Source organism: Paraburkholderia hospita, from assembly GCF_002902965.1.
GTDB lineage: Bacteria > Pseudomonadota > Gammaproteobacteria > Burkholderiales > Burkholderiaceae > Paraburkholderia > Paraburkholderia hospita.
The window spans coordinates 1,499,736-1,524,889 of record NZ_CP026107.1; the positions used below are offsets into that span (position 1 = coordinate 1,499,736).

The window sequence follows — 25,154 nt, forward strand, 5'->3', positions numbered from 1 at the left end:
ACTGCATAAGTTATTTCATCGAGTGCTGATTAAGATGATCTCCATGAACCCGTTAAACGGAAAGCGGAGAATCAAATCATGAAACGCGCAGCGCTTGTCTTGTTGATGATCGGTAGCTTGTCGGCGGCCCAGCAGGCATCGGCGCACGGGCGCGGCGGCTGGGGCCGTGGCGGCGGCGTCGATGGCGGCGCCATCGTGGGGGCGCTGATCGGAGGCGCAGTGCTCGGTGCGCTCGTGACGTCGGTTGCAAATGCGCAACCCGCGTACGCGCAACCTGTGTATCAGCAACCTGTGTATCAGCAACCTGTCTATCAGCAACCTGTCTATCAGCAACCCGTGTACGCACAACCGGCTTATTCGCAACCGCAGTCGGCCACTTGCTACGACAGCTATCAACGCGCCTATGTGCCTTGTCAGGGCGGCTACGGATATTGATCGAGGATCAAGCTCGCGGGCGGTAATCGATGAATAGCTCGCATCGCCCGAAGCCGATGTACTCTCGCGTCTTCGGCTTACCGGGCTAGAACATCCCACGTGCGAGCGCCATGGCGTGTCGTTTCGCTATGACGCCGCTGCGAAATCGATCTCGCAGACGTGCGCCGCCAGTTCCGTGACGATTGTCTGGATGCTCGCGCCTGTCGGAAAGCATCTGGCGACGCCCCGCTCCTTCAGTGCATGCCAACTCGCGGCGTCGATGTTTCCGCCGATCACGACAGGAATGCGTGCGCGCCGCTTGCGCAATGCGTCGAGCAGACCCGACACCAGTTCGACATGCGCGCCTGCAAGCGACGACACGCCGATCACATCGACGTCATGCTTCAACGCCAGTTCGCTGACCTCCTCTGCCGTCGCGAACATCGCGCCCGTTGTCACTTCGAAGCCTGCGTCCGTCAATGCGGCAGCAACGACACGCGCGCCACGGTCGTGGCCATCCTGTCCGAGCTTTGTCAGCAAGATGCGCGGCGCACGCCCCAGTTGCTTCGTTACACGTTCCACGGCTGCGCGGGCCGTCATCCATTCGGCGTCGGACGACTGCATCTCGCCATACATTCGCGCCGATATCGGCAAATCCACGACATGCCGCGGCCACACGGCCTCCAGTGCCTGCGTGCATTCGCCGACCGCCGCGCGCGCACGCATACATTCGATGGTCAGTTCCAGCAGGTTGCCTTCGCCATCGCGTGCCGCCCGTTGCAACGCGGCGAGCGTGTCGCGCACATGCGTTGCATCGCGAGAGCGCTTCACCTGCGCTATGCGGCGGGCCTGTACCGTGCGAGTCTGTGCAGCATCCAGCGTTTGCGTAACAGGTGACTCCTCCTCGTCATCCGTCACGAAGCGGTTCACGCCCACAATCACGCGTTGCCCGCTTTCGATTTCAGCCTGCACGTGCAGCGCCGATTCGTGAATGCGCGTGCGTACCCAGCCCGAACGTATCGCCTCGACGACGCCACCGCTCGCGTCGATCTCATCGAGCATGGTTCGCGCACGGCTCGCAATATCAGCCGTGAGCGCTTCCATCATGTACGACCCTGCCCACGGATCGACCACATCGCAAACGCCCGTCTCGTGCTGAAGTACCAGTTGCGTATCGCGCGCGAGCCGCGAAGACTCCGCGCAAGGCAGCGCCAGTGCCTCGTCGTACGCGTTAGTGTGCAACGACTGCGTGCCGCCGAACACCGCCGCGAGCGCCTCGACTGTCGTCCGCACGACGTTGTTCATCGGCTTCTGCGCCGTCAGCGACCAGCCCGAAGTCTGGCAATGCATGCGCAGCGCGCGACCCTTGTCCGACGTTGCGCCGCTTTGCGCCGCAATCTCCGACCACAACAGCCGCGCCGCTCTCAGCTTCGCGACCTCGACATAGAAATCCGTGCCAACGCCGAAGAAGAAACTCATGCGCTCGCACGCATCGTTTGCTTGCATGCCGCGTGCGACGAGCGTGTCGACGTAGGTGCGCGCATTGGCCATCGTCAGCGCGAGTTCGAGCACAGCGTCCGCGCCCGCCTCCTGAAAGTGATAGCCGGATACCGACAGCGAATTGAAGCGCGGCACCTGTTGCGCGAGATACGCAGCCACATCGGCGGCGATGCGCAGCGATGGTTCGGGCGCGAAGATGCCCGTGTTGCGCACCATGAACTCTTTCAGTATGTCGTTCTGGATCGTGCCTCGCAGTTGCGATGCGTGCACGCCGCTTTCGTCCGCTGCGACGATGAACGCGCCGAGCACGGGCAACACGGCCCCGTTCATCGTGATCGATACCGACACTCGGTCAAGGGGAATGTCTTCGAAGAGGCGTGCCATGTCTTCGACGGTATCGATCGCGACTCCCGTCATGCCGACGTCGGCGCTGACGGCTGGGTCGTCCGAATCGTAACCGCGCTGGGTCGGCAGATCGAAGGCGACAGAGAGACCTTGCGCGCCTTCGGCCAATGCTGTGCGGAACGCAAGGTTCGTATCGGCGGCCTGCGCGTAGCCGGCGTATTGGCGTATCGTCCACGGCTTTTCGGTGTACATCGAAGCGAACGGCCCGCGCACGAACGGCGCTTCGCCCGGCATGCTGTCGAGATGCGCGATGCCTTCGATATCGGCACGCGTATAGACGCGCTTGAGCGGCACGGCGCGGCGGCGTGCACGGGTTGTGCTCATCGGCGCCTCCAGTGCTTTTCCGTCGTGACATCGGCGATCTTCATGCCGTCGCTCTTGCGGCGCACTTCCGTCCAGTGCCGGATGCCCTGTTCGTCTTCGGCGCTGCCGACCACGCGCACGCTCAACGTATCGCCCACATCGACATTGCCGTAGTAGAACAGCGACCGGCTCGCGACGACAGGCGGCTCGTCGAAGCGTCGCCATTGCCATTCGGCGCGATCTACAAAAGCCTGAAAGCTCGCGAAATAGAGAAAGTCCGCGCCGTTGAAATCGCTATTCGGGCACGGCAGGAATTCGATCGGCTCGTCCGTCGCAGGCGCGAGGTCCGGCATTGCGCTGCAGTCCGCAGCACGCAGGCGCTTGCTCATCTGCATCATCTGCAATGCACGTTCGGGCATCGGCTCGACTTCACCTGGCAGTGCCGCAAGCGCCGCGCGCGCAACGCAACGGTTGCTGCGCTGCTCGCCGCGCGAGACGAATGCCGATGACATCGACAGTTCCGCGATCTCCGTGTCGCCTTGCATGATGCGATGCGTGCTGAAATGGCGCACAGGACCCGTTCTGCACAGCGTGCTGCGAATGTCGAACGCGTCGTTTTCGCTGATCGAGTCGAGGCCGCTTGTGTGCAAGCGTATCGCTGTAAACGCCGCATACGAACGGCCGCCGTTGTCGTCGTGAAAGTCCGTTTGCTCGCGGCCCGCGTGCGCTGCGAGCGCCTCCCAATGGCGATGCCCGCACTCCTTGAGCAACCAGTTTTCCGACAGCCCCGTATAGCTCAGTTGCGGCATGCCCGCGCGATAGCGTTGAATCATGCTCACGCCGCAAGACTCGTCGACGTTGCGTCGATGGCCGAGCGGATCGTGTCGACCACATGCCCGGCGTCGCGCGCGATACCCGAGAAGCGCCCCGATCCCCATGTATGCAGCCACGGCAGCCCGATGAAATACAGCCCCGCTTGCGGCGTGATGCCGCGAACATGCGCGGGATAGCCGCGTCCGTTGAAAACAGGCGCATCGATCCAGCTGAAATCCGGCCTGAAACCGATGCACCAGACGATCGACGTGATACCGCTTTCTGCAAGATCGAGCGACGTGCGTTCACCTTCGGGTTGCCACACGGGTTCGTAAGGCACACCGACTGGCGCTTCGATACCATGCTTGTCGATGAAGCCGTCGATGCTCATGTTGATCCGGTTATACGTGTCGTCCGCGCTATCGAGGGCGTCGATCAGATTCGGCGCGAATTGCAGGCAACCATCGCGCAGATCGTCGAGCCTGCCATACAGTTCCATGCCTTCGAGCGCGAAGCGCCGCAGATCGATATCGCGTCCGCCATCGCGGCCCGTGACATAGTGGTTCGTGTTGTCGCGCACGCCTTCGCGCAGCGGATGCTGATCGACGGGCATGTCGTAGTAGCGCATGTCCGCAAGCCAGTCGACCACATCGCGGCCGCGATAGAAGCGCGCGCAACGCGGCGCTTCACCCACGGCCAGATACACCTTGCGGCCCGCAAGATGCAGGTCTTCCGCAATCTGCGCGCCCGATTGCCCCGAACCGACGACGAGCACCGCGCCCTCAGGCAGCGTCTGCGGATTGCGGTAATGCGACGACTGCAACTGCACGATATCGTTAGGCAAACGTTCGGCCATGCGCGGCACGATGGGCGTGTGATAGCCGCCTGAGGCCACCACGACCTGATCGGCGGTAAAGTCGCCATTCGAAGTCGACACAAAATAGCCGCCCGAAGCGAGGCGCTTGATCTTGCGGACTTCCGTATGTTCGAGCACGGGCGCATCGACCATCGCGATGAAACCGTCCAGATACGCGATGATCTCGTCCTTCTTCATGAAGCCATGCGGATCGTCGCCGCGATACGGGTACCCCGGCAGCGCGCATTGCCAGTTCGGCGTGACGAGGCAGAACGCATCCCAGCGCTGCGAGCGCCATGTGTGCGTGACCGTGTGCTTTTCGAGCACGAGATGATCGATGCCCGCCTCTTTCAAGTAGTAGCTGATCGACAGTCCCGCCTGTCCGCCGCCTACGACGATCACCGTATGGTGCGCCGCCGCGTTCGTTGTATCGGGAGCGATGATGTTTGCGTTCGACATGATTCTTTCCTGCGTTCGGTTCACAAAAGTTCGACGACCTGGACTTCCGCTTGCGGATCGGTGGCGAAGCGCTGCGCCTGCGCTTCGATCTGCGCAAGCTGATCCATCGCAGCGGAGCAAGCGAAGCCGTACTTCTCGCGCACGCGTTCGGAGCCGATATGCAGCGCCTCGCGCGCTCGCTCGACGAAATCGCCAAGCGCGTAACGCTGCCCGGCGATGAAGAATTCGCCGACTACGGTCGAAGGCGAATAACAGTTGGCCTCGCTGCCGTCCGGCCACTGGACCTTGAAGTGCATGACTGGCATCACGTTTCCTTTGATTGAGAGATTCAGGCGCCGAGCGGTTGCATGATGTGCTGCGCGTAATCCGCATACAGCGCGATATGACGGCGCGCACTTTCGTGCCAACTGAAGCGTGCAAGAAGCTCGGGTACTGCATGTTCGAAGTCGATGCCGCCGCGACCATGCAGCGCCCGGCGCAGTGCATCCGCGATGCTGGCGGCGTCATCGGGTTGGGCCCAGCAGCAGACGCGTTCGTCGAGGTAACCGGTGAATGGCTCGATCTGCGACACGACGACGGGCGCGCCCGCCGCCAAAGCTTCGAGCGTGACGAGACCAAAACCCTCGCGCAAAGACACCATCGAAACGACATCGGCACGTCGCATCAGCGCGGGGATGGCTGCGTCATCGAGCGGGCCTGTGACCACGATCGGTTCGCCTTGCCCAATGCGCAGACCCCGTTGCGCCGCGCGCGCGATGAAGCGGCGCGTATAGGCATCGTGATCGAGCAGGCTTGCGCCGCCAGCTATCACCAACTGTGCATTCGGGTGCGTTTGCCTGAGCAATGCAAACGCCTCCAGCAGTTGCAGCGTGTTCTTGCGTTCCTCGATGCCGCCCACGGCCAGTACAACCGGCTTGCCGATAACGCCGAGCTTCATGCAAGCGTCTGGGTCGCCCGAGGAACGGAAGCGCATGACGTCGACCCCGTTATTGACTACAGAAGCCGTGACGCCATACTCGTCGCGCATCTTGCGCGTCCATGCGTCGCTCACACAGAACACCGCGTCGGCGTCCGCGAACGCGCGTCGCTGCCACTCGCTTAGTCGCGGATCGTCGAACGTATCGAGATGATGGACCGTACGCACGAAGCCGCGAATCGCGCCCGCTTCGCGCAACTCCGCAAGCGCGTTGCCGCTGATGCTGTCCTGCGCATGAAGCACGTCGAAGCCGGACGCGCCATCTTCGAGCAATGCCGTTTTCAGCGCGTCGATCCGCGTCCGCACCATCGACACCGTATCGTTACCATGCGCCGCGACAGGTGCGAGCACGACACGGCAAGGCGACGCACGGAACATCGGCGCGCCGCCGACGGATGGCGCGAAGATCGTCACATCCTGCCCGGCTTCATGCAGCGCGCGCCCGAGTTCGAGCGTATGCACCACGCCGCCGCGCGGATTGACGGAATGCGTGAACAGCGCAATGCGCATCGCGGTGCCGTTCATGCTTGCGCTCCCACAGGCGCGCCAATGAAGGCACTGTCCTTGAAGCTCCACAGCAACGCCGAATCGCCCTGCTGCGTGAGCACCACTTCGCGCGACGCATCCACGGCACCAATCGTCGCCCACGCCAGGTCCCGTTGCGCGAAGCGCGCGAGCACTTCATCCACATGCTCTTCTCGCACGGAAAGCACGAAGCCATAACTTGGAAACGCACTGAGCCAGCGTTCGAAATCGACATGCTCCGGGCGAGGGATCGCATCGAGATCGATGCGCGCACCGACGCCCGAACATTCGAGCAGCATCAGAGACGTGCCCAGCACGCCCGCCATGCTGATGTCCTTAGCCGCGTCGCACAAACCGCTTTCCGCGAGTTGCGGCAACAGTTCGAGATCGTCGCGCAGGCGCTGGGCGGGTGCGCCCACCGACGCATTCCAGAACGGATACGGATCTTCGAAACGGCCGCGCAGATCGACGGCCATCACGAGGCTGTCGCCCGGTCGCGCGTTGAAGCTCGACAGTAACGCGTTCGCGCGACCGAGAATCGACACGGCAAGCTGCGGCTCCGCGCTGCGCGTGTTGCTATGCCCGCCGACAACGGGCACACCATACGCATTCGATGCCGCCGCGATACCCGCCAGGATCTCCCCAGCCGCATCGAGCCCGTCGCTCCACAACGCATCGACAACGGCAAGCGGCCGGCCGCCCATCGCATACACGTCGCTGATGTTGACCATCACGCTGCTGTAGCCCGCGAACCACGGCATCGTCTCGACGAAGTCGCTGACCAGCCCTTCGATCGCGAACAGCAGATAGCCGTCGCCATCGGCAAGCGCCGCGCAGTCGTCGCCCACGGCAACGGCTTGTGCGAGATCGCGCGTGCCGTTCGGCAAACGCGACGCCAGCGACGCCACCACGCCCGCTATATCCGTCTTGTGTCGAAAGCCGCGGCTTGCGCGCACCCGGTCGACCAGCGCCTGCAGACTCATGAGCGGCCTCGCGACGACGTGACGAAGCCGCTTTCCGGCGTGAAGCACGGCGGATAGTGCGCGAGGTCCGCCTCCATCAAATCGTGAGGCCGGCCAAACAGCGTTTCCTCCGCGACCGTCTGCCAGTGCAGCCGCCTGAACAGCGGCACGTTCTGGCGCTGCACATGCGCGAGAAACGTATCGCATCCCAGCGCGTGCGCACTGCTGACGGCGAGACGGATCAGCGTCGAGCCGAGCTTGCCGTGCGAGCGAAAGGCCGCATGCACGGCAAGGCGCGAGCCGAGCCACGTGCGCGGCTGCGTTTCGTGTATCCGCACCGTGCCGACCACCTGCTCCGGCACGCCCGCGATGCAGCTGAGCGCGACCAGCAGCTTCGCGTGACGGTCGATCTCGTCGCGGTCGTCGCCGACGAAGATGCCCTGCTCGACGCAGAACACCGCGCGCCGCAGCGCGTACGCTTCGTTGCTTTCCCACGGCAGCGTCGCCCATTTCACGCGATATTCGGCGGGCGTGAAGTCGAGCGGCAACGCATCCAGTTCGTCGAATGTCTCGCAGAACATGATCAGTCCTCGTACGATGCGAGCGACGAGCACGCGCCGCATTTACCGCAGCCCGCCTTGATATCGGCGGAACGCATCTGCGCGTCGCGCAGCATCGCGCCGAGCGGCGCCAGAATCGACTTCATGAACTCGGGCGAAGGCGCGGGATGGTCTTCGAGCGGCGTGCCGCTGATCGGCACGAAGGGCACGACGAACGGATATACGCCGATCTCGATCAGTTCGCGCGAGATCGACAGAATGGCGTCCGCCGTATCGCCGAGGCCCGCGAGGATGTACGTGCTGACCTGCCCCTTACCGAACACCGCGACGGCCGCCCTGAACGCTTCCATATAGCGCGAGATGGGCACGCTCGCCTTACCCGGCATCACGCGCGCACGCACTTCCGGCGTCACCACTTCGAGATGCATGCCGAGCGTGTCGATGCCGCTCGCCTTCATGCGTTCGAACCACGCATCGTTATCAGGTGGCTCGCACTGCGCCTGAATGGGGAGATCGACGGCCGCCTTGATCGCAAACGCGCTTTCGCACAGGATCTGCGCGCCGCGATCCGTCGTCGGTGGCGTGCCCGTGGTCAGCACCATGTGCTTCACGCCATCGAGCAGCACGGCGGCGCGCGCCACTTCCGCAAGCTGTTCCGGCGTCTTGCGCGCAATCGTGCGGCCCGCCGCGAGCGACTGGCCGATCGCGCAGAACTTGCAGGTCTTCTTGCGGCTCTCGTAGCGGATGCAGGTTTGCAGCACCGTCGTCGCGAGCACGTCGGTGCCGTGCAACGTCGCGATATGCGAGTACGGCACGCCGTCGAGCGTTTGCAGTTGCGTGAAGCGCGGCGCTTTCGGAAAGCTGATACTGGCAATGGGAATCGTGCCGCGCATCAGCGCGCTCGCGCCCGCTTCATCCGGCGCGCCCGCGACGAACGGCGAATGCCACGCGGAGCTGGTATGCACGGGCACCATGATCGTCACGCCATCGACGGTCACGGCCTTGTGGTCCGACGGACCCGCGCCGCCGCGCCGGCTCGCGGCGCCCGCGTTCGGATCGACGAGGCGCAGCCCCGCCGACTGCAGTTCCGTGCGCAGTTCCATCAACTGGCGCTGCGTGCGCGGCTCAACCGGCGACAGGTTCACGCTGGCATTCATCCTGACCTCCACTCGTGGTTTCGTCGGGCGCGGCGTCCGCACCCGCGCGTTCGAACGATATCGACATCGGCGCAACGGGCAGCGCCGGACGATCGTTGATGGCAAGACTCAGCAACTCGGGCCGCGCGTAATGGCCGACCGAGTCCATCATCCGTTTGCGCTTCGTAATCAGCGACATGTCGAGATCCGCGATGACCATGCCTTCGCCTTCGCGCAGCGGCTCGGCGAGATGCTGGCCTTCGGGCGACACGATCGCCGTCATGCAGCCACCGCGCAGCGCCTTTTGCAGTTTCGAATCCGTCGTCACGGATTCGATCTGCGCTTCGCTGAGCCAGCCCGTCGAATTGACGACGAAGCAGCCCGATTCGAGCGCGTGATGACGGATCGTGACCTCGATCTGCTCCGCGAAAATCGGCCCGACCAGCGAGCCCGGAAACTGGCTGCAATGAATCTCTTCGTGCTGCGTCATCAGCGCATAGCGCGCGAGCGGGTTGTAATGCTCCCAGCACGCGAGCGCGCCGACTCGCGCAATGCCCGTATGCGCGACCTTGAGCCCCGCCGCATCGCCTTGGCCCCAGATCATCCGTTCATGAAACGTCGGCGTGATCTTGCGGCGCTTGAGCACCAGACGTCCGTCGACGTCGAACACGAGTTGCGTGTTGTACAGGCTGCCGTGATCGCGCTCGTTCACGCCGAGCACGACCACCATCGAATGACGGTGCGCGCGCTCGCTCACGGCCTGCGTGACAGGGCCCGGCACGACGACGGCCTGCTCGTAGAGCCGCATATGCTCGGCGCCCGACGCGACAGGCGGACGCACGAACGAAAAGTACGGGTAGTACGGCACGAACGTCTCGGGAAAGACGATCAGTTGCACGCCCTTTGATGCGGCTTCGTCGATTGCGGCGCATACCCTGTCGAGCGTGCCGCCGGGACGCTCGAAATCCGGCGCAATCTGCACCGCCGCTGCACGGATGATTCGCTGCTCGGACATGATCGGCACCCGGCGAGCTCAGACAGTCCACGTATGGATGATCAGCGCGTTCTCCTTGCGATGGAGAAGCTGCAGGTCGAGCACGTCGAGCGGATTGACCGGCCGGATGCCTTCGATCAGCGACGCTTCGCCATGACCGTAGAGCGCCTGCAATGCGAAGCGGCATGCGTAGACCTTGCCGCCCTCTTCCATGAACTTGACGAGCTGCTTGTTGAAGTTCAGATGGCCGGGAAAGGCTTCGTCGCCAAGCGTCGGAAAGCCGCGTTGCAGGCCGAGCGTGACGCCGGGGCCGTACAGCAGCACCGACGTATCGAAGCCCTTGCGTTGCAGGCGCGTGGCCTGCAACAGGTTGACGAAGCCGATCGAGCCTTCGAATGCGACCGTATGAAAGGTGACGAGTGCTTTCTCGCCGGGTTCGGCCTTGACGTCGGGAAATACCTTTTCTTCGTAGTCGACCAGGTAATCGCCTTTCTGATGCAGCGGTTTGTTGACGGCAGGCATATCGCTCTCCAATAAGTCGCGTAATTGATCGGATTGCTCAACGGGAAATGTCCCGATTGGCGAATCACTTAACGCAACGGATATGCCAATTTCCGGCCCGGTTCATGCAATCAACTTCCAATCAATCAAATCGCAATTGTTCGAGCGACCCGAAAATTTCTTTGCGAGCCTTGTCTGATGGGGGTTTTCGGGTCTCGGCGGCCGATGCGCGCGCACCGGTTTCGCACACCGACGCAGCGCCTTTTGCGTGCGGATGGTGCGCGATACACCGCAAGCGTGCATTCATCCAATCAATGCGATCAAGTTTCGAATTGAATGGAAACCGATTTATTTTTCGCGGAATTCGCGTGTTACCTTGAATGACGCTTTTAAGTCCGCATCGGGAATAACAGCATGGACAGTCTCGCGCATCACTGGCTCAAGCGGCTGACTGAAAGCCGCAAACCGGCGTATCTCGTGATACCGGATCTGATCGAGGAAGATCTCGCGAGCGGACGTCTGCGTCCGCGCGACCGGCTGCCCGGCTTGCGCGATCTGGCGGGTGCATTGCAGTTGAACTACACCACCGTCGCGCGCGCTTATGCGGAGGCGCGCAAACGCGGCTTGCTCGATGCGCGCGCGGGCAGCGGCACGTTCGTGCGCGGACGCACGCAGACCTTGCCGCTCGCGGGCGGCAGCAGCGTCGAGATGTCGATGAACATGCCGCCGGAGCCGCCCGAGTTAGCGACACGTTTGAGAGAATCGTCGGCGCATCTGCTTGCGCAAGCCGATCCTTACCGGCTGCTGCGCTATCAGGATTTCGGCGGCACGCCCGATGACCGCGCAGCAGGACGCGCGTGGCTGAAGGACCGCTTGCCCGACTGCGAAGACGATACCGTGCTGGTGTGCCCCGGCATTCACAGCGCACTCGTCGCGCTCGTGTCGCAACTCGCGAGACCGGGCGAAACCATTTGTCTCGACACGCTCGCGTATCCCGGCATCAAGGCAATCGCGTCGCAGCTCGGCGTGCGCTTGCAGCCGCTGCCGCGCGATGAAGAAGGACCGTTGCCGCACGCATTCGAAGCGCTGTGCAAGACCGAAAAGCCCGGCGCGTTCTACTGCAACCCGACCTTGCAGAACCCGAGCACGCTGACGCTTTCGGCACAGCGGCGCGAAGCGCTCGCCGATGTCGCGTTGCGCTACAGCGTCCCCATCATCGAAGACGATGCGTATGGCTGGCTGCCGGCGAACAAGCCCGTTGCGCTAGCCTCGCTCGCGCCGGAACTGACCTGGTATGTGACGGGTTTTTCGAAGACGTTCGGCGCGGGGCTGCGCGTCGCTTATTTGCGCGCGCCGACAGCAAGGCAGACGCAGCGCGTCGCGGGCGCGTTGCGCGCGACGACCGTGATGCCAAGTCCGTTCACGGTGCTACTGGCGACGCAATGGGTCAACGACGGCACCGCGCACGAGATGCTCGACGCTATCCGCAAGGAAGCGAACGCGCGCCAGGCGATTGCGTCACAGGAACTCGCCGACTGGCATTACGAAGCGCAATCCGATGGCTTTCATTTGTGGTTGCCGATTCCGCCGCAGTGCGACTGGAGCGCGCCCGAGCTTGCGCTGCAATTGCGCAATCAGGGCGTGGGAGCGGTAGCGGGCGCGGCGTTTTCGACCGATGGGAACCCGCCCAATACGATCCGCGTTTGCCTGGGCGGTCCGCAGGACAGAAACGATTGCCGCGACGCGTTGCAGCGCGTCGCGGAAACCTTGAGCGATCCACATCATCTGCATATGCCGATGATGTGATCGCGTGTTGAAGGTGAATCAGCGCAATCCGCCGCTTGTGACGACGTGTTCGCCCGTCAACCAGCCGGAATCGTCGGATGCGAGGAACACGGCAACCGCTGCGATATCGCGCGGCTGACCGGCACGGCCAAGCGGCGTCTGGCTTACTGCATTCGTTTCGAAGTCGGAGCCGGCAATCCCTGCTTCGTGCGTGCCTTCCGTGATGACGAAGCCAGGATTGATCGCATTGACGCGAATCTTCTTCGGACCCAGTTCGCGCGCCAGCACGCCCGTGATCGCATCGACGGCGCCTTTCGTACCGCTGTAGACCGCGCTGGTCGGCGGCGTGAGGCTCGTCACGACCGAGCTGATGTTGATGATGCTCGCGCCTTCGCCCAGATGCTTGACGGCCGCCTGCGTGGTCAGCAGCAGGCCGAGCACGTTGATATTGAACTGCTTGTGGAACTGGTCTTCGGTGAACTCTTCAATAGGTGCAAACTCATAGACACCTGAATTGTTCACGAGGATGTCGAGACGGCCGTAGGTTTCGACAGCGGCGTTGATGATGCCTTGCGCGTCCGCTGCCTTCGACACGTCGCCGCCGACTGCGATCGCCTTGCCGCTCGCTGCGTTGATGTCGGCGACGACTGCATCAGCTGCAGCTTTGCTGCTGGAGTAGTTGACGACCACAGATGCGCCTTCCGCTGCAAGCGCCTTGGCGATGGCCGCGCCGATTCCTTTCGACGCGCCTGTGACGACAGCGACCTTACCTGCAAGCTTGCTCATGATCTGTTTCCTCAATCGATTCGATACCGTTTGACGGGACCGGCGGCTTGTCGAACCAGCCGGCCTGCGATGGAGAGAATGTAGACAGATGATTCGCCGCGATAAAGCGGCTCAAGGCGAATTGACTTGAGGGATCTGGCGAACAATCGAAAACGGATTGGATACTGAGAGCCGCTCGCTGTGAATTCTAGCCCTTGAAACGGAAAACGCGCGACGAAGGGCCCGAAACGCTTACGGACCTTTCGCCGCGCGAATCGCGGCGGATTGCAATGTCATGCAATCGTCACATCAAAGGCATGATGGTCGGATAGCTCAGATGCGCGCGCGCTTCCTTCACGCCCTTCACTTCGAGCGCGGCGATGCATAGCGCGCGTTCCTCTGCTTCGGATTCGATCACGCCCCACAGATGCGCGACACCATCCTTGACGATCACGTTTCCCTTCGACAAGGCCCAGCGTTTGTCGCTCAACGCAGCGACGATGGCATCGGCGATTTCGCGGTCGTCCGCGGACGGCGTGTCCTGCGCCTGCGACGGCGCTGCCGTACTCGCCAGCGCGCGAATCAGGTTGCCGCGCGTAATGATGCCGACCAGCGCGCCGTCACGCATCACCGGCACGCGTTTGATACGGCGCGTCTCCATCAGTTCAGCAATGTCGGCGACAGGCGTTGTCTCGTCGACGGTGACCACCGTCGTGGTCATTACGTCGGCGACCATGCGCCCGTGCTCCTTCACAAAGGTGCTGGCCAGATCACGCGTCGAAGAAAAGAGTTCGAGCCAGCGCGAACGCCGTTTCTCCGTTCCCGTCTCGACCCTGTGAAGCAGGTCGCCTTCACTCAGGATTCCCGCCAGCACGCCGTTTGCGTCGACGACAGGCATGCCGCTGATCCTGTTTTCGACCAGACATTTCGCGGCTTCCTGCACCGTCATTTCCGGTTTCGCGCAGATGACGGACGGTGTCATGACATCAATAGCTAACATGGTTTTCTCCTTGGCACACTGACCATTTTGTGCCTCTCGAAGCGGAAGCGCTTGACCTGCATCAACCGGCGCGATCCGAAGCGTGGGACGATGGATTCACGTTCTTTCGGAGGTCCGCATGCGGAAGTCGCCTTCCATGCGCGGACGGCACGCCATGACCAAACCTCTCTTCCGCATCGGTTCCGCACTGCTCAACACGCCCGCGCCGCGGCCCGTGGAAGGCACACCTGCCCCGTATATCGGCTTCGCGCCCCCGCAACGCACAGGCGGTATGCCGTTGCTCGACGCACTCGCCGCACGGCAAACGTCGCGCGAGTTCGCCGACACGCCACTCGATCACGGCACGCTCGGCGATCTGCTGTGGGCCGCCGACGGCATCAACCGCGCCCGCGGTAACGGTCGCACCGCGCCGTCGGCGTTGGGCGGCTACGAGATCGACATTTACGTGCTGCTCGCAAGCGGCGCGTATCGCTACGACCCTGTCGCGCATGCGCTTACCCTCGTCGCCGCCGCCGACCTGCGCGCGATGACGGGCTATCAGGAGTTTCTCGGCCACGCGCCCGTCAATCTAGTGTATGTCGCCGACCTGACACGCATGCAGGACGTTCCGCATGCACAGCGCGAAGCCTTTGCGTCGGCGAGCGCGGGCGCGATCCTGCAGAACGTGTATCTGTTCTGCGCGTCGACGGGGCTCGCGGCTGCCGCGCGCGGCTGGATGAACCGCACGGCGCTTGCCGCCAGCCTGAAGCTGCCCGTCGGATCGGTCGCGTTGCTCGCGCAGACGATCGGGCATTTCGCGGCGGGGCACGAAGGTCGCCCGTCCGATGAGGACTTCGCGACGACCTTTTTCTGATCATGCAAGCGCGCCGCTCGCGCTGACGCGAACGGCGCATTCTTCATTCATCTATCGCGGTAGGCTCTACTGCCCGGCTTCGTCTTTCTCGTCGCTGCCGCGCACCAGCAGCACGGGACACGTCGCAATCCGCACGAAGTGTTCCGCGACGCTGCCCAGCACGATCCGTTTCATGCCGCGGCGCCCGTGCGTGCCGAGCACCACGAGTTCCGCGCCCAGGCGCTCCGCGCAACGTTGCAGCGTCTGCGCGATATCGTCGTTGAGCGGCTCAGTCTCCACCAGCTCGTTCGCGCACGCGACGCCCGACTGCCTGCACGTGGCCTCGACGTTTTCCAGCGCGTTGCGCCCGTCGCTGCGCAATGCGTCCGTCAGAACGGTTGGGTCGAAGTAACCGGCGTAGTTGAAGATGGGCGATTTATCGACGACGTAGACGGCGTGCACCGTCCCGCTCGTGAGCGACGCCATCTTCACGGCCTCCTGCACGGCCAGCTTCGATGTGTGGCTGCCGTCCACTGCGACGAGGATCTTCTTGTACATGTTGACTCTCCTTGGAATGCTCGAAAGGCTGGAACGCGAGGCCGCTTGTTAATAAAAGGCGCGCACGCGTCAAGATACTTCGATCAGCACCTTGAGCGCATGCGTGCTCCCCGCATGTGAGAACGTCTCGTACGCGGCGAGCATGTCATCGAGCACGAACCGGTGCGTGATCAGCTGCTTCGGATCGAGGCGGCCCGAGCGCACGGTTTTCATCAGCATCGGCGTGCTGACGGTGTCGACCAGACGCGTCGTGATCGAAATGTTGCGATCCCACAGCTTTTCCAGATGCAGATCGCACTTCACGCCATGCACGCCGACGTTCGCAATCGTGCCGCCGGGCGCGATCAGCGCTTCGCAGAGTTCGAAGGTCGCGGGCACGCCGACGGCTTCGATCGCGCAATCCACGCCCGTCGACTCCGTCAGCGCCATGACCTGCGCGACGGCATCCGCGTGGCTGTTGTCGATGCAGGCCGTCGCGCCGAAACGTTGCGCCACTTCGAGCCGGTTCGCGTCCGGGTCGATCATGATGATCTGGGCGGGCGAGTAGAACTGCGCGGTCAACAGCGACGCGAGCCCGATCGGCCCCGCGCCGACGATGGCCACCGTGCTGCCCGGCTGGACCTTGCCGTTGAGCACGCCGCATTCGAAGCCGGTCGGCAGGATATCGGAGAGCATCACCAGCGCCTCTTCGTCGAGGCCGGCGGGAATGCGATAAAGACTGGTCTCCGCATGCGGAATTCGCACATATTCGGCCTGCGTGCCGTCGATGCGATGGCCGAGAATCCAGCCGCCCGTCGTGCAATGCGAGTACATGCCGCGCCGGCAATAGTCGCACCGCCCGCACGACGAAATGCACGACACCAGCACGTGATCGCCGACCGCGAGGCCGCTCACCGCGCTGCCCACGCTATGCACAATGCCCACGCCTTCGTGGCCGAGGATGCGGCCCGGCTCGCAGGTCGGCACGTCGCCCTTGAGGATGTGCAGGTCGGTGCCGCAGATGGTCGTGCGCGTCATCCTGACGATGGCATCCGTTGGCGCCGCGAGTTCGGGCATCGGGCGTTCGTCGAGCGATTTCTCATTGGGACCGTGATAAACGAGTGCTTTCATGACAGAGTCCTCCATTGAAGGAATGAAGCAATTCACACAGACCAATCTAGACGCATGCGCGCCGTCGCGCTTGACGTCGATCAATACGCCCATCAATCGCCCCGCAAACAGCTGCCCGATCCGCGATGCGACACCGCTTGATCTGCATCAATCGCAATGGCGATGCGCCCCGTAGACTCGTTTGCATCGCGGGCTGACGCCCGCCCCACGTCTCTCTGTTCTGGAGTAACGGCGATGAGTTACAAGAGCATCCTCGTGCAACTCGACACGGGCGTTCACGCGCATCCGCGCCTCGAACTCGCGCTACGTGTCGCCCATCAGTTTCATGCGAGGCTGACGGGCCTCTTCACGACTTACCTGCCCGATCCGCACGCGCTATTCGTGATGGGGGGCACGGCTTTCTACTACGCGGAGCATGAGCGTCAACGTCACGAACGGTGTGCCGCGCTCGACCGTCTGTTCCATGCGGAGGCCGCGCGCGCGAAAGTGGACGGACGCTGGATCGCGGCAACGGGCTATGCGAACGACGTCGTGCCGCCCTACGCGCGTCTCGCCGATCTCGTGATCGCCGGACAGACCGATCCGCAAGACCCCGAATCGTTCATCGCCGATCAGTTTGTCGAGCATCTGCTGATGTCGGCGGGCCGCCCGGTGCTGCTGGTGCCGTCGACGGGCGCCCGCGCGACGCTCGGCCAGCGCGTGCTGGTCGCGTGGGACGGCAGCCGTGAAGCCACGCGCGCGATTCACGACGCGATGCCGTTCCTGCCGCACGCCGCTGACGTCACGCTGCTCACCGTCAACGCGACACGCGACGAGCCGCCGTTGTGGCGCATTCCGGGCACCGACATCGCACTGACCATCGCGCGTCACGGCGTCAACGTGAACGTGCGGGAAGTGTCCGCCAGCGGCGACACGCCGATCGGCGACGTGCTGCTGTCGCAGGCGGCGGAATCGGGCTGCGACCTGATCGTGATGGGCGCCTACGCGCATTCCCGGTTGCACGAGCTGGTGCTGGGCGGCGCGACGCGCACCGTGCTCCAGTCGATGACCGTGCCCGTGCTGCTGTCGCATTGAGCTTATTGCTGAAGCAGAACCGAAAAAGGAACTGACATGAGCTACAAGACCTTGCTCGTCCATATCGACGATAGCCGCCGCAGCGACACGCGCATCGCGCTGTCGCTCGAACTCGCGCAGCGCTGGGATGCGCATCTGATCGGCCTGTATGTGGTCTGCCAGGACCTCTTCAGGCCCATCTTCCGGCAGGACAAGACGCTGTCGTTCGGGCAGCTCGAAGCGCACGCAGACGAGCGCCGCGAGAAAGCGCAGAACGCCTTTCTCGCCGCCGCCGAACGCGCCGGCCGCAGCGCCGAATGGCGCGCGCCGCCCGGACCCGCGCTCGACGTCGCGATGCTGCATGCGCGGCACGCGGATCTGCTGGTGCTCGGCCAGCAAGACCCGAACGATCCCGCTTCGTTCGTCGCGCCGCACTTCGTCGGGGATCTGGTGCTGGGAGCGGGCCGCCCCGCGCTCGTCGTTCCGTATGCGGGCGACGTGCGGACGCTCGGCGAAAACGTGCTGGTCGCGTGGGACGGCAGCCGCGAAGCAGCGCGCGCCGCCGCCGACGCGATGCCCTTGCTGCAACGCGCGCGCCATGTCGGTGTCGAGATCGTGCGGCATCGCGCGCAGCATGACGGGGACGCGCCCGAAGGCATCGACGTCGCCGCGTGGCTCGACGCACATGGCGTGCAAGCGTCGTTTTCGACGACGCCGCATCATATCGGCGTCGGCACGGGCGCGACGCTGCTCAACCGCGCATCCGATTTGCACGCGGACCTGCTGGTGATGGGCGTGTATGGACACGCACGCGCGCGCGAACGCGTATTCGGCGGCGTCACGCGGACGATGCTGGAATCGATGGCGGTGCCCGTGCTGATGTCGCATTGACGAGCGCATGAAGATGGCGTCGCGGGCGGGACGCCATGCGGCGGACAAGCACGGCAGCACGCAGGCTGAGCACGCCGCGCGCGAACGGATGCAAACACGCCCAAACGGCGCACAATGTCAGCGCCACGCAAGCGGGCTTCGCATGACGCCGGCATTCGTCGCGAAGCGTCGCGCGCCGTCCGCTTTTATCGCGAGGCAGGCACGGATGAAAGTCGACCTCGACATCACCAGCAAGTCTCTCGCGCATCGACGCGTTGCCCAGGCGCAACTTGCCGCGCTCGTCTGCGGCCTGGCCGCAGTCGTCGTGCTTGCCGTCGTCGCGTCGAACGGCACGGCAACGCTCGCGCTAATCGCGGCGCTGTGCGCGTTGTCCATTGCTGCGGCCGTGGTCAGCGTGATCGCCGCCGCGCGCACGCAGGCGCTTTCCACACGCAACGCGAGCCGCGACGAATCGCGCATGATGGGCATCATCCGCTCGTCGATGGAAGCGATCATCACGATCGACGAAGCGCAGAACATCGTGATCTTCAATCCGACCGCGGAACGCATCTTCGGCGTACCCGCAGCGCAGGCGCTCGGCACGCCGCTATCGCGCTTCATCCCGCAGCGGTTTCGCGACAGCCACGCGCAGCACGTCGCGCAATTCGACGCGACAGGCATCTCCGAGCGAATGATGGGACGGCAGCCGGTTCTGTTCGGCTTGCGCGCGGACGGCGAAGAATTTCCGCTGGAGGCATCGATTTCGCAGATACGCGAAGACAGCGGCAAGCTGTACACGGTGATGTTGCGCGATGTCACCGAACGCGTGAAGTCGGAAAACGCGCTGAAGCAGTCGCGCGAAGAGCTGCGGCGGCTGTCGGCCAATCTGCAGAGCGTGCGCGAAGAGGAAAAGACACGCATCGCCCGCGAGTTGCACGACGATCTGGGCCAGCAGCTCACCGCGCTGAAAATGGAGCTTTCGGTGCTCGAAACCGAGCTGACTTCGCGTTCGGGCACACGCGAGCAGATCGACGCCATTGCGCGTCTGCACGGCATGGCTCGTACGATCGACGCGACGGTGGCTTCATTGCGCCGCATCGCCGCCGACTTGCGGCCCGTGATGCTCGACGATCTCGGCCTCGCGCCCGCTATCGAATGGCTCGCGAACGACTTCACCAGCCGCTATGGCATCGCGGTCGAACGCAGCATCGAGGCGGGCGACGCGGTCTTCACGAAAGACGCGGCGACTGCCCTGTTCCGCATCGTCCAGGAAGCGCTGACCAATGTCGCGCGTCACGCCGATGCGAGCGCCGTCGATCTGTCGCTGCACGCGAGCAGTCAACACTATGTGCTGCGCATCGCGGATAATGGCCGTGGCGCCGAACCTGACGCGAGCATCGGCACGGGGGAGCAAGCGGACCTGGACAGGCCGTTTGGCCTGATCGGCGTGCGCGAGCGGGCCCATACGCTGGGCGGCTCGGTTCGGATCGACACGACGAGGAACCAGGGCTTTGCGTTGACGGTGACCTTTCCCTTGCAAACCGTGCAACAGGAACATACGCATCCATGATCAAGGTATTGCTGGCCGACGACCACACACTCGTGCGCGACGGGTTGCGCCATATTCTGCAATCCGCGAGCGGCTTCGAGGTGGCGGGCGAGGCATGGGACAGCGGCACGACCATCGCGCTGATCCGCGCCACGGAAGCCCACGTGCTGGTGCTCGACCTGTCGATGCCCGGCCGTAACGGCGTCGATCTGATCAAGCAGATCAAGGATGAAAAACCCGCGCTGCGCATCCTCGTGCTGACCATGCACGCGGAGCAGCAATACGCGGTGCGCGCCTTCAAGGCCGGCGCATCCGGCTACATGACGAAGGAAAGCGCCAGCGCCGAGCTGGTCGGCGCCGTGACGAAAGTGGCGTCGGGCGGCGTCTATGTGAGTCTCGCGATGGCCGAGCGCTTCGCGCAGCATCTGAACGAACCCGTCGAAGCGCTGCCGCATCACCGGCTGTCCGACCGCGAGTACGACGTGTTCCGGCGCATCGTCTCCGGTCAGAGCATCACCGAAATCGCGCACGAACTGTGCGTGAGCGTCAAAACCATCAGCACGCACAAGACCCGCATCCTCGAAAAAATGCAGATGCCCAATGAAAACGGGCTGGTGCGCTATGCGATCCGCCACAAGCTGATCGACGACGGGGCCGACATCTAGTCGCGATTCTTAAGACTCCGCCGCTGTCAGTAGGAATATTCCTATAACGCCTACCTAAACTCCTAGGGTCGGTTCCATCGTGTCCTATACATTTTTGAGATAGGGCCGTCGATACTGTTGGACATGGATACCGCCTTGCCAGCCCTCGCCGCGAAGGTCTATCTCGTCGACGCTGCCGTCGAAGTGAGGCGCCGTCTTGCGTGTCTGCTGGGCGCCATTGCGGGCGTGGAAATCGCCGGCGAGGCTGAAGACGGGGACTCCGCGCTGGAAGGCATCCGTGCCTGCGACGCGAATATCGTCGTGCTCGACCTGCGCCTTGCCGACGGCAACAGCCTCGCACTCATCGAGACGCTGTCCCGGCTGCACCCGGCCATCGTCAAGATCGTGCTGACGAACCACATCGCGCGCGCTTTCCGCGACGCATGCAACGCGGCGGGCGCCGATTTCTTCTTCGACAAGACGTCTGAATTCGATGCGGCCTGCCGAACCATCGCAGGCATTGCCCGGACGCAACGCGCGTCCCCGTAAGCGAACTGGAGCCGACCATGCTTGCCGCAACTGTCACCGCAACTGCAACCGCCCTCAGCAGCGACCGTCCTACAATCCGCGCGGCGCAAGTCGTGCCGATTCATCCCGTCTCGCGGGCCGAGCCGCCGACGCGTCGCGCGCCCCGCTGCTCCGCGTGCGCGATGCGCGCGCTCTGCATGCCCGCCGAACTGAGCGCCGACGAACTGGCAAGACTCGACGCCATCATCTGCTCGACGCGTTCCGTCAAGCGTGGCGACACGCTCTATCGCGCGGGCGACGCGTTTCAGAGCATTTACGCGGTACGCGCGGGATCGTTCAAGACGGTCGTAATGCATCGCGACGGCCGCGAGCATGTAACGGGCTTCCAGATTGCCGGCGAGGCGCTGGGGCTCGACGGCGTCGGCGCAAGTCAGCACAACTGCGATGCCGTCGCGCTCGAAGACAGCGTCGTCTGCATCATTCCGTTTGCGCAACTCGAAGCGATGTGCCGCGAGCTGAAGCCGATGCAGCATCACATCTATCAGATGATGAGCAGCGAGATCGTCCGCGAGTCCAGCCAGATGATGCTGCTCGGCACGATGACAGCCGAGCAGCGCGTGGCGACCTTCCTGCTGAACCTGTCGCGGCGCTTCAAGGCGCGCGGCTTTTCCGGCGCGGAGTTTCATCTGCGCATGACGCGTGAGGAAATCGGCTGCTATCTCGGGATGAAACTCGAAACCGTGAGCCGCATGTTCTCGAAGTTCCAGCGCGAGCGGCTCGTGGATGCGAACGGCAAGACGATCCGCATCATCGATCACGAGGGACTCGCGCGGGTCTAGCGCGAGGACACCCAGATGATTCAAGCCAATCCGCGTTCGGCATGGGAAATCGACGAAACCCAGTTCGATCCTGCTGCGCCGCTCGACGCGCAACTGCGCTTTGCACTGCAATACGCGGTGCTCGCGCCGTCCAATCACAACACGCAGCCGTGGCACTTCATGATCGACGGCAGCACCGTGCAGGTGTGCGTGGACAGGCTGCGGGCGCTGCCCGTCGTCGATCCGTTCGATCGCGGGCTGATCATCAGTTGCGGCGCCGCGCTCTTCAATCTGCGCGTGGCGCTGAGCCATTTCGGGTTCGCCTACGCGATCACGCTGTTTCCTTCGGACGCGGACCCTGACGTCATCGCGCTGGTGCAGGTGTCGCGTCACGGTCAGGGCGACGCCGCTGTGGCGTCGCTCTTCGATGCGATCACACGGCGCGTCACGACGCGGACGCCCTTTGCCGACGACCCCGTTCCCGCCGACGTCCAACAGAAGCTGATCGACGCCTGCGACGCGGAAGGCGCGCTGGCGGGCTGCCTGCATGAGCGCGCCGATCGCCAGACGATCGCGTACCTCGTCGCCGAAGCCGACCATACCCAGTTCGCCGACCCGCGCTTTCGGCGCGAGCTTGCCGTCTGGACCCATCCGCGCCGCCGCGACGACGGCATGCCGGCGTACGGAACTGCCGTGAGCGGGCTGCTCGATTTCGCGGTGCCGCTCGTCTCCGCCGTGGTCCGCGTGTTCGACGCAGGCGCGGGGACGCCGGCCACGCACCGGCATCTGGTCGACGGTTCGCCGCTGATCGTCGGCATAGCAACCTCGCGCAACGACCGCGAGGCGTGGGTCGCCGCCGGCCAGGCGCTCGAACGCATGCTGCTGGTCGCCGTCTCCGAAGGATTGACGGCGTCCTACCTCAACCAGCCGATCGAGGTGACCACGCTGCGCGTGCAGATTAGCGGCCTGCTGCACCTCGACGCGACGCCGCAACTGCTGCTGCGCGTCGGACGCAGCCCGCAGGCTGCACACTCGCCGCGACGCCCTCTCGCCGACGTCGTCTCCTGACTTCAGGGCAGCAGCACTTTGCCGCATGTGCATGTCGGCGGCCATTGATGTGCCTCAATTTCCAGCGACGCACACGCGGTAGATTGAATGCGTGCGCCACCCCGAAAAAGGAGCCGTCGATGAGAATCACCCTTCACCTCGATACGTTCGAGTGCATCGAGCCGTCCGTCTATGCCATTCTCTGGCTCGACCGCGACGCCCGCAAATGGTCGCGCGAAGGACACGCCGTGATCGATCTGCCAGAATGGGGAACGCTGGCGCTTTCGAACAATGCCACGCGCATTCTGGACGCGGCGGGCGATCGCGTCTGCTGCGAGTTGTCGGGCCTCGATCTGCTCACGCTGGATGGGCCGTTCGAAGGCGAATCCGGGCAGGCGCTCTGGTATCGCGATGCAGGTCGCGCGCCTATTGCCGGGCAATGGCATGTGCAGTGGATCGACGGGACCGATGCGGAGCCGGAGCACGGCGTTTTCGCCGACGAAGTCTGAAAGCGCGACGCGCTAACAGCGCGCGCTCAACGGCGTGGCGCGGACGCAGAGGCCTCTGTCCGCAACGTGCGCTCCGCGGCGTCGAACGCGCGGCGCACGGCCTCTTCCGCGCTCTCGGCCGCATGGCGGCCAATCGGCTTCAGTTCGTGCGTCGCGGTGACGAGGTCGAGGCGCACATCGTAGAGCGGCTTGCCCGAACGCAGCCGCAGCGCTTCGATGGCCAGATGGCAGTCTGACAGCGACGCGCCGAACGGTTGCAGGCGCATCAGTTGCATCGCCGCCTCCGCTTCGAGCGCAGCCGTCGCGCTGCAGCCCAGATAGACAATCTGCATGCCGATGCCCACCATCGCCTCCCATTGATGCCCGCTTCATTGGATGCGTAGAGCAAGTCTTGCGCAGATCCGTGCCCTCAGCGTACCGGCCGCGCGCGCCGACGCGATTGACCCATATCAACGCGGCAGAGCTTCGGCCGCCAGACACGCCCGATGCACGATCGCCCGGCAAACTGGTACAACCGTTCGTGAACTGATATAACTCAACCGTCCTTTCACAAACGCCGGGAATCACGATGACCGCGTCGGGCAACGAGCCGTCCCGCAGCGAGAAAGCGGCGTCCGCATCGGATGTGCCGCTCGAGGACCGTTATTTCCTGTTGATCGAAGCGGTTCAGGACTACGCGATCTTCATGCTCGATCCGGCCGGCAATGTCTCCAGCTGGAATCCGGGCGCACAGCGCATCAAAGGCTATTCACACGACGAGATTATCGGCCGTCATTTTTCGGCGTTCTATACGGACGAGGACATCGCCGCCGGCAAGCCGGCACGCGAACTGGCAATCGCCGCCGCCGAAGGGCGCGTCGAGGACGAAGGCTGGCGCGTGCGGCGCGACGGCTCGCGGTTCTGGGCCAACGTCACCATTTCCGCGGTGCGCGACGCCAGCGGCACGCTGCTCGGCTTCGCCAAGGTCACGCGCGACATGACCGACCGCATGCGCCTTGCGGAACTCGAACGGGCGAGCGAGGTATCGGCGCAGGTGCAGATCACACGCGAGAACGAGCAAAAGCGCATCGCGCGCGAACTGCACGACGATCTCGGACAGCAATTGACCGCGCTGAAAATGAGTGTCGCGCTGATGGAAGCGACGCTTGCCGCGAAGGCCGAGACCGCGCCACTCGTGCCGCAAACGCGGGCGGTGCAAAAGGAGATCGACGCGATGGCGATGTCGCTGCGCCGGATCGCCTCCGATCTTCGCCCGCCGCTGCTCGACGATCTGGGCCTCACCGCCGCGCTCGAATGGCTCGCCGAAGACTTCACCAAGCGCTACGGTGTCGCCGCGACGGTTCACATCGAAGCCGATGAGCCGCAGTTCAACGCGCAGTTCAATGAGTTCGCGTCGACCAACCTGTTTCGCATCGTGCAGGAAGCGCTGACCAACGTCGCGCGTCACGCGAACGCGAGCCGCGTGCGCATCGAGCTGGCGTGCGTCGGCGATCGCGTCTCGCTCGACATCGAGGACAACGGCGTGGGCGCGACGCTCACTCTGCCGCCTGTCAGCACATCGTTCGGGCTGCTTGGCATTCGCGAGCGCGTCAGGCAGCTACAGGGCACGGTGTCATTCGCCAGTTCGCCGGGCACGGGTTTTCACATTTCGATTCGCGTGCCTGTTGCAGCCGTGCAGTAAG

The 25,154-nt window shown here is 63.9% G+C and carries 26 protein-coding genes and 1 pseudogene; 12 read left to right on the forward strand and 15 right to left on the reverse strand.

What is annotated here, in order from left to right; genetic code table 11:
• Window positions 1-78: 78 nt before the first annotated feature.
• Window positions 79-435: a hypothetical protein gene (locus C2L64_RS39985; protein WP_007579442.1), complete on the forward strand. Its 357-nt coding sequence runs from the start codon at window positions 79-81 to the stop codon at window positions 433-435.
• 126 nt (window positions 436-561) lie between these two features.
• On the opposite strand, the gene scpA is transcribed toward C2L64_RS39985, so the two are convergent.
• The 10 genes from scpA to C2L64_RS40035 are packed head-to-tail and all read right to left on the reverse strand — an operon-like array spanning window position 562 to window position 10,425.
• Window positions 562-2,643, reverse strand: coding sequence for a methylmalonyl-CoA mutase (gene scpA, locus C2L64_RS39990; RefSeq protein ID WP_007579441.1), 2,082 nt, complete (start codon window positions 2,641-2,643; stop codon window positions 562-564).
• A complete protein-coding gene (locus tag C2L64_RS39995) occupies window positions 2,640-3,455 on the reverse strand; it encodes a Pnap_2097 family protein (RefSeq protein ID WP_039900106.1) in 816 nt (271 codons plus the stop codon). The genes scpA and C2L64_RS39995 overlap by 4 nt, the downstream gene beginning before the upstream one ends.
• Before the next feature lie 2 nt (window positions 3,456-3,457).
• Window positions 3,458-4,750, reverse strand: a complete 1,293-nt coding sequence (locus tag C2L64_RS40000; protein ID WP_007579438.1) for an MSMEG_0569 family flavin-dependent oxidoreductase — start codon at window positions 4,748-4,750, stop codon at window positions 3,458-3,460.
• 20 nt (window positions 4,751-4,770) lie between these two features.
• Entirely contained in the window at window positions 4,771-5,055 is a 285-nt protein-coding gene (locus tag C2L64_RS40005; RefSeq protein ID WP_007731610.1) for an MSMEG_0570 family nitrogen starvation response protein, read from the reverse strand.
• 23 nt (window positions 5,056-5,078) lie between these two features.
• On the reverse strand, window positions 5,079-6,251 hold the full coding sequence (locus C2L64_RS40010; RefSeq protein ID WP_007579434.1) for an MSMEG_0565 family glycosyltransferase: 1,173 nt from the start codon (window positions 6,249-6,251) through the stop codon (window positions 5,079-5,081).
• Window positions 6,248-7,234, reverse strand: a complete 987-nt coding sequence (locus tag C2L64_RS40015; RefSeq protein ID WP_007579433.1) for a sll0787 family AIR synthase-like protein — start codon at window positions 7,232-7,234, stop codon at window positions 6,248-6,250. Before C2L64_RS40015 ends, C2L64_RS40010 begins: the two co-directional genes overlap by 4 nt.
• Window positions 7,231-7,794, reverse strand: coding sequence for an MSMEG_0567/Sll0786 family nitrogen starvation N-acetyltransferase (locus C2L64_RS40020; RefSeq protein ID WP_007579432.1), 564 nt, complete (start codon window positions 7,792-7,794; stop codon window positions 7,231-7,233). Before C2L64_RS40020 ends, C2L64_RS40015 begins: the two co-directional genes overlap by 4 nt.
• 2 nt (window positions 7,795-7,796) lie before the next feature.
• Complete coding sequence (locus C2L64_RS40025) at window positions 7,797-8,930, reverse strand: MSMEG_0568 family radical SAM protein (RefSeq protein WP_007579431.1); 1,134 nt, start codon at window positions 8,928-8,930, stop codon at window positions 7,797-7,799.
• On the reverse strand, window positions 8,899-9,924 hold the full coding sequence (locus tag C2L64_RS40030; RefSeq protein ID WP_039900120.1) for a Nit6803 family nitrilase: 1,026 nt from the start codon (window positions 9,922-9,924) through the stop codon (window positions 8,899-8,901). The genes C2L64_RS40025 and C2L64_RS40030 overlap by 32 nt, the downstream gene beginning before the upstream one ends.
• Window positions 9,925-9,942: 18 nt before the next feature.
• Complete coding sequence (locus C2L64_RS40035; protein ID WP_007579428.1) at window positions 9,943-10,425, reverse strand: MSMEG_0572/Sll0783 family nitrogen starvation response protein; 483 nt, start codon at window positions 10,423-10,425, stop codon at window positions 9,943-9,945.
• Between the two features lie 393 nt (window positions 10,426-10,818).
• On the opposite strand from C2L64_RS40035, the gene C2L64_RS40040 reads away from it, so the two are divergent.
• The gene (locus C2L64_RS40040) at window positions 10,819-12,210 is read left to right on the forward strand and encodes an aminotransferase-like domain-containing protein (RefSeq protein ID WP_007579427.1); all 1,392 of its coding nucleotides are present in this window, start codon (window positions 10,819-10,821) and stop codon (window positions 12,208-12,210) included.
• An 18-nt stretch (window positions 12,211-12,228) separates the two neighbouring features.
• Here C2L64_RS40040 and C2L64_RS40045 read toward each other — a convergent pair whose 3' ends face one another.
• Window positions 12,229-12,975, reverse strand: coding sequence for a glucose 1-dehydrogenase (locus C2L64_RS40045; protein WP_007579425.1), 747 nt, complete (start codon window positions 12,973-12,975; stop codon window positions 12,229-12,231).
• Window positions 12,976-13,258: 283 nt separating this feature from the next.
• Window positions 13,259-13,954 (reverse strand): CBS domain-containing protein, encoded by a 696-nt coding sequence (locus C2L64_RS40050; RefSeq protein WP_007579423.1) that lies wholly within the window; start codon window positions 13,952-13,954, stop codon window positions 13,259-13,261.
• Window positions 13,955-14,108: 154 nt separating this feature from the next.
• Between C2L64_RS40050 and C2L64_RS40055 the strand changes: the two genes are divergently transcribed.
• A complete protein-coding gene (locus tag C2L64_RS40055) occupies window positions 14,109-14,807 on the forward strand; it encodes a SagB/ThcOx family dehydrogenase (RefSeq protein WP_051058154.1) in 699 nt (232 codons plus the stop codon).
• A 66-nt stretch (window positions 14,808-14,873) separates the two neighbouring features.
• On the opposite strand, the gene C2L64_RS40060 is transcribed toward C2L64_RS40055, so the two are convergent.
• Together C2L64_RS40060 and C2L64_RS40065 are read right to left on the reverse strand one after the other, a co-directional pair.
• A complete protein-coding gene (locus C2L64_RS40060) occupies window positions 14,874-15,344 on the reverse strand; it encodes a universal stress protein (RefSeq protein ID WP_007579421.1) in 471 nt (156 codons plus the stop codon).
• 69 nt (window positions 15,345-15,413) lie between these two features.
• Window positions 15,414-16,454, reverse strand: coding sequence for a zinc-dependent alcohol dehydrogenase family protein (locus C2L64_RS40065; protein ID WP_007579420.1), 1,041 nt, complete (start codon window positions 16,452-16,454; stop codon window positions 15,414-15,416).
• A gap of 234 nt (window positions 16,455-16,688) precedes the next feature.
• Between C2L64_RS40065 and C2L64_RS40070 the strand changes: the two genes are divergently transcribed.
• The 8 genes and pseudogenes from C2L64_RS40070 to C2L64_RS40105 all read left to right on the forward strand — a co-directional run bounded on the left by C2L64_RS40070 (window position 16,689) and on the right by C2L64_RS40105 (window position 23,472).
• A complete protein-coding gene (locus tag C2L64_RS40070) occupies window positions 16,689-17,528 on the forward strand; it encodes a universal stress protein (RefSeq protein ID WP_007579419.1) in 840 nt (279 codons plus the stop codon).
• Between the two features lie 36 nt (window positions 17,529-17,564).
• Window positions 17,565-18,398 carry a universal stress protein gene (locus C2L64_RS40075; RefSeq protein WP_007579417.1) on the forward strand — a complete coding sequence of 278 codons (834 nt, stop codon included), beginning with the start codon at window positions 17,565-17,567 and terminating at the stop codon, window positions 18,396-18,398.
• A 334-nt stretch (window positions 18,399-18,732) separates the two neighbouring features.
• A pseudogene (locus C2L64_RS40080) lies at window positions 18,733-19,947 on the forward strand (PAS domain-containing sensor histidine kinase); the annotation flags it as partial.
• The gene (locus C2L64_RS40085; protein WP_007579414.1) at window positions 19,944-20,591 is read left to right on the forward strand and encodes a response regulator; all 648 of its coding nucleotides are present in this window, start codon (window positions 19,944-19,946) and stop codon (window positions 20,589-20,591) included. The pseudogene C2L64_RS40080 and the gene C2L64_RS40085, both read left to right, overlap by 4 nt.
• A 123-nt stretch (window positions 20,592-20,714) precedes the next feature.
• Window positions 20,715-21,119, forward strand: a complete 405-nt coding sequence (locus C2L64_RS40090; RefSeq protein WP_007579413.1) for a response regulator — start codon at window positions 20,715-20,717, stop codon at window positions 21,117-21,119.
• A gap of 17 nt (window positions 21,120-21,136) precedes the next feature.
• Entirely contained in the window at window positions 21,137-21,937 is an 801-nt protein-coding gene (gene fnr, locus C2L64_RS40095; RefSeq protein ID WP_007579412.1) for a fumarate/nitrate reduction transcriptional regulator Fnr, read from the forward strand.
• Window positions 21,938-21,952: 15 nt separating this feature from the next.
• Window positions 21,953-22,984, forward strand: a complete 1,032-nt coding sequence (locus tag C2L64_RS40100) for an Acg family FMN-binding oxidoreductase (protein ID WP_007579410.1) — start codon at window positions 21,953-21,955, stop codon at window positions 22,982-22,984.
• A gap of 119 nt (window positions 22,985-23,103) precedes the next feature.
• Window positions 23,104-23,472, forward strand: coding sequence for a DUF3564 domain-containing protein (locus C2L64_RS40105; protein WP_007579408.1), 369 nt, complete (start codon window positions 23,104-23,106; stop codon window positions 23,470-23,472).
• 26 nt (window positions 23,473-23,498) lie between these two features.
• Here C2L64_RS40105 and C2L64_RS40110 read toward each other — a convergent pair whose 3' ends face one another.
• Window positions 23,499-23,816: a hypothetical protein gene (locus tag C2L64_RS40110; protein ID WP_039900119.1), complete on the reverse strand. Its 318-nt coding sequence runs from the start codon at window positions 23,814-23,816 to the stop codon at window positions 23,499-23,501.
• Window positions 23,817-24,040: 224 nt separating this feature from the next.
• Between C2L64_RS40110 and C2L64_RS40115 the strand changes: the two genes are divergently transcribed.
• Entirely contained in the window at window positions 24,041-25,153 is a 1,113-nt protein-coding gene (locus tag C2L64_RS40115) for a PAS domain-containing sensor histidine kinase (protein ID WP_007579402.1), read from the forward strand.
• The last annotated feature ends 1 nt before the right edge of the window (window position 25,154 follow it).

What these genes read in the sequence shown, in the direction of transcription:
- C2L64_RS39985 (WP_007579442.1), top strand. Translation starts at nt 79, where the DNA reads ATGAAACGCGCAGCGCTTGTCTTGTTGATGATCGGTAGCTTGTCGGCG.
- scpA (WP_007579441.1), bottom strand. Translation starts at nt 2,643, where the DNA reads ATGAGCACAACCCGTGCACGCCGCCGCGCCGTGCCGCTCAAGCGCGTC.
- C2L64_RS39995 (WP_039900106.1), bottom strand. Translation starts at nt 3,455, where the DNA reads ATGATTCAACGCTATCGCGCGGGCATGCCGCAACTGAGCTATACGGGG.
- C2L64_RS40000 (WP_007579438.1), bottom strand. Translation starts at nt 4,750, where the DNA reads ATGTCGAACGCAAACATCATCGCTCCCGATACAACGAACGCGGCGGCG.
- C2L64_RS40005 (WP_007731610.1), bottom strand. Translation starts at nt 5,055, where the DNA reads ATGCCAGTCATGCACTTCAAGGTCCAGTGGCCGGACGGCAGCGAGGCC.
- C2L64_RS40010 (WP_007579434.1), bottom strand. Translation starts at nt 6,251, where the DNA reads ATGAACGGCACCGCGATGCGCATTGCGCTGTTCACGCATTCCGTCAAT.
- C2L64_RS40015 (WP_007579433.1), bottom strand. Translation starts at nt 7,234, where the DNA reads ATGAGTCTGCAGGCGCTGGTCGACCGGGTGCGCGCAAGCCGCGGCTTT.
- C2L64_RS40020 (WP_007579432.1), bottom strand. Translation starts at nt 7,794, where the DNA reads ATGTTCTGCGAGACATTCGACGAACTGGATGCGTTGCCGCTCGACTTC.
- C2L64_RS40025 (WP_007579431.1), bottom strand. Translation starts at nt 8,930, where the DNA reads ATGAATGCCAGCGTGAACCTGTCGCCGGTTGAGCCGCGCACGCAGCGC.
- C2L64_RS40030 (WP_039900120.1), bottom strand. Translation starts at nt 9,924, where the DNA reads ATGTCCGAGCAGCGAATCATCCGTGCAGCGGCGGTGCAGATTGCGCCG.
- C2L64_RS40035 (WP_007579428.1), bottom strand. Translation starts at nt 10,425, where the DNA reads ATGCCTGCCGTCAACAAACCGCTGCATCAGAAAGGCGATTACCTGGTC.
- C2L64_RS40040 (WP_007579427.1), top strand. Translation starts at nt 10,819, where the DNA reads ATGGACAGTCTCGCGCATCACTGGCTCAAGCGGCTGACTGAAAGCCGC.
- C2L64_RS40045 (WP_007579425.1), bottom strand. Translation starts at nt 12,975, where the DNA reads ATGAGCAAGCTTGCAGGTAAGGTCGCTGTCGTCACAGGCGCGTCGAAA.
- C2L64_RS40050 (WP_007579423.1), bottom strand. Translation starts at nt 13,954, where the DNA reads ATGTTAGCTATTGATGTCATGACACCGTCCGTCATCTGCGCGAAACCG.
- C2L64_RS40055 (WP_051058154.1), top strand. Translation starts at nt 14,109, where the DNA reads ATGACCAAACCTCTCTTCCGCATCGGTTCCGCACTGCTCAACACGCCC.
- C2L64_RS40060 (WP_007579421.1), bottom strand. Translation starts at nt 15,344, where the DNA reads ATGTACAAGAAGATCCTCGTCGCAGTGGACGGCAGCCACACATCGAAG.
- C2L64_RS40065 (WP_007579420.1), bottom strand. Translation starts at nt 16,454, where the DNA reads ATGAAAGCACTCGTTTATCACGGTCCCAATGAGAAATCGCTCGACGAA.
- C2L64_RS40070 (WP_007579419.1), top strand. Translation starts at nt 16,689, where the DNA reads ATGAGTTACAAGAGCATCCTCGTGCAACTCGACACGGGCGTTCACGCG.
- C2L64_RS40075 (WP_007579417.1), top strand. Translation starts at nt 17,565, where the DNA reads ATGAGCTACAAGACCTTGCTCGTCCATATCGACGATAGCCGCCGCAGC.
- C2L64_RS40085 (WP_007579414.1), top strand. Translation starts at nt 19,944, where the DNA reads ATGATCAAGGTATTGCTGGCCGACGACCACACACTCGTGCGCGACGGG.
- C2L64_RS40090 (WP_007579413.1), top strand. Translation starts at nt 20,715, where the DNA reads ATGGATACCGCCTTGCCAGCCCTCGCCGCGAAGGTCTATCTCGTCGAC.
- fnr (WP_007579412.1), top strand. Translation starts at nt 21,137, where the DNA reads ATGCTTGCCGCAACTGTCACCGCAACTGCAACCGCCCTCAGCAGCGAC.
- C2L64_RS40100 (WP_007579410.1), top strand. Translation starts at nt 21,953, where the DNA reads ATGATTCAAGCCAATCCGCGTTCGGCATGGGAAATCGACGAAACCCAG.
- C2L64_RS40105 (WP_007579408.1), top strand. Translation starts at nt 23,104, where the DNA reads ATGAGAATCACCCTTCACCTCGATACGTTCGAGTGCATCGAGCCGTCC.
- C2L64_RS40115 (WP_007579402.1), top strand. Translation starts at nt 24,041, where the DNA reads ATGACCGCGTCGGGCAACGAGCCGTCCCGCAGCGAGAAAGCGGCGTCC.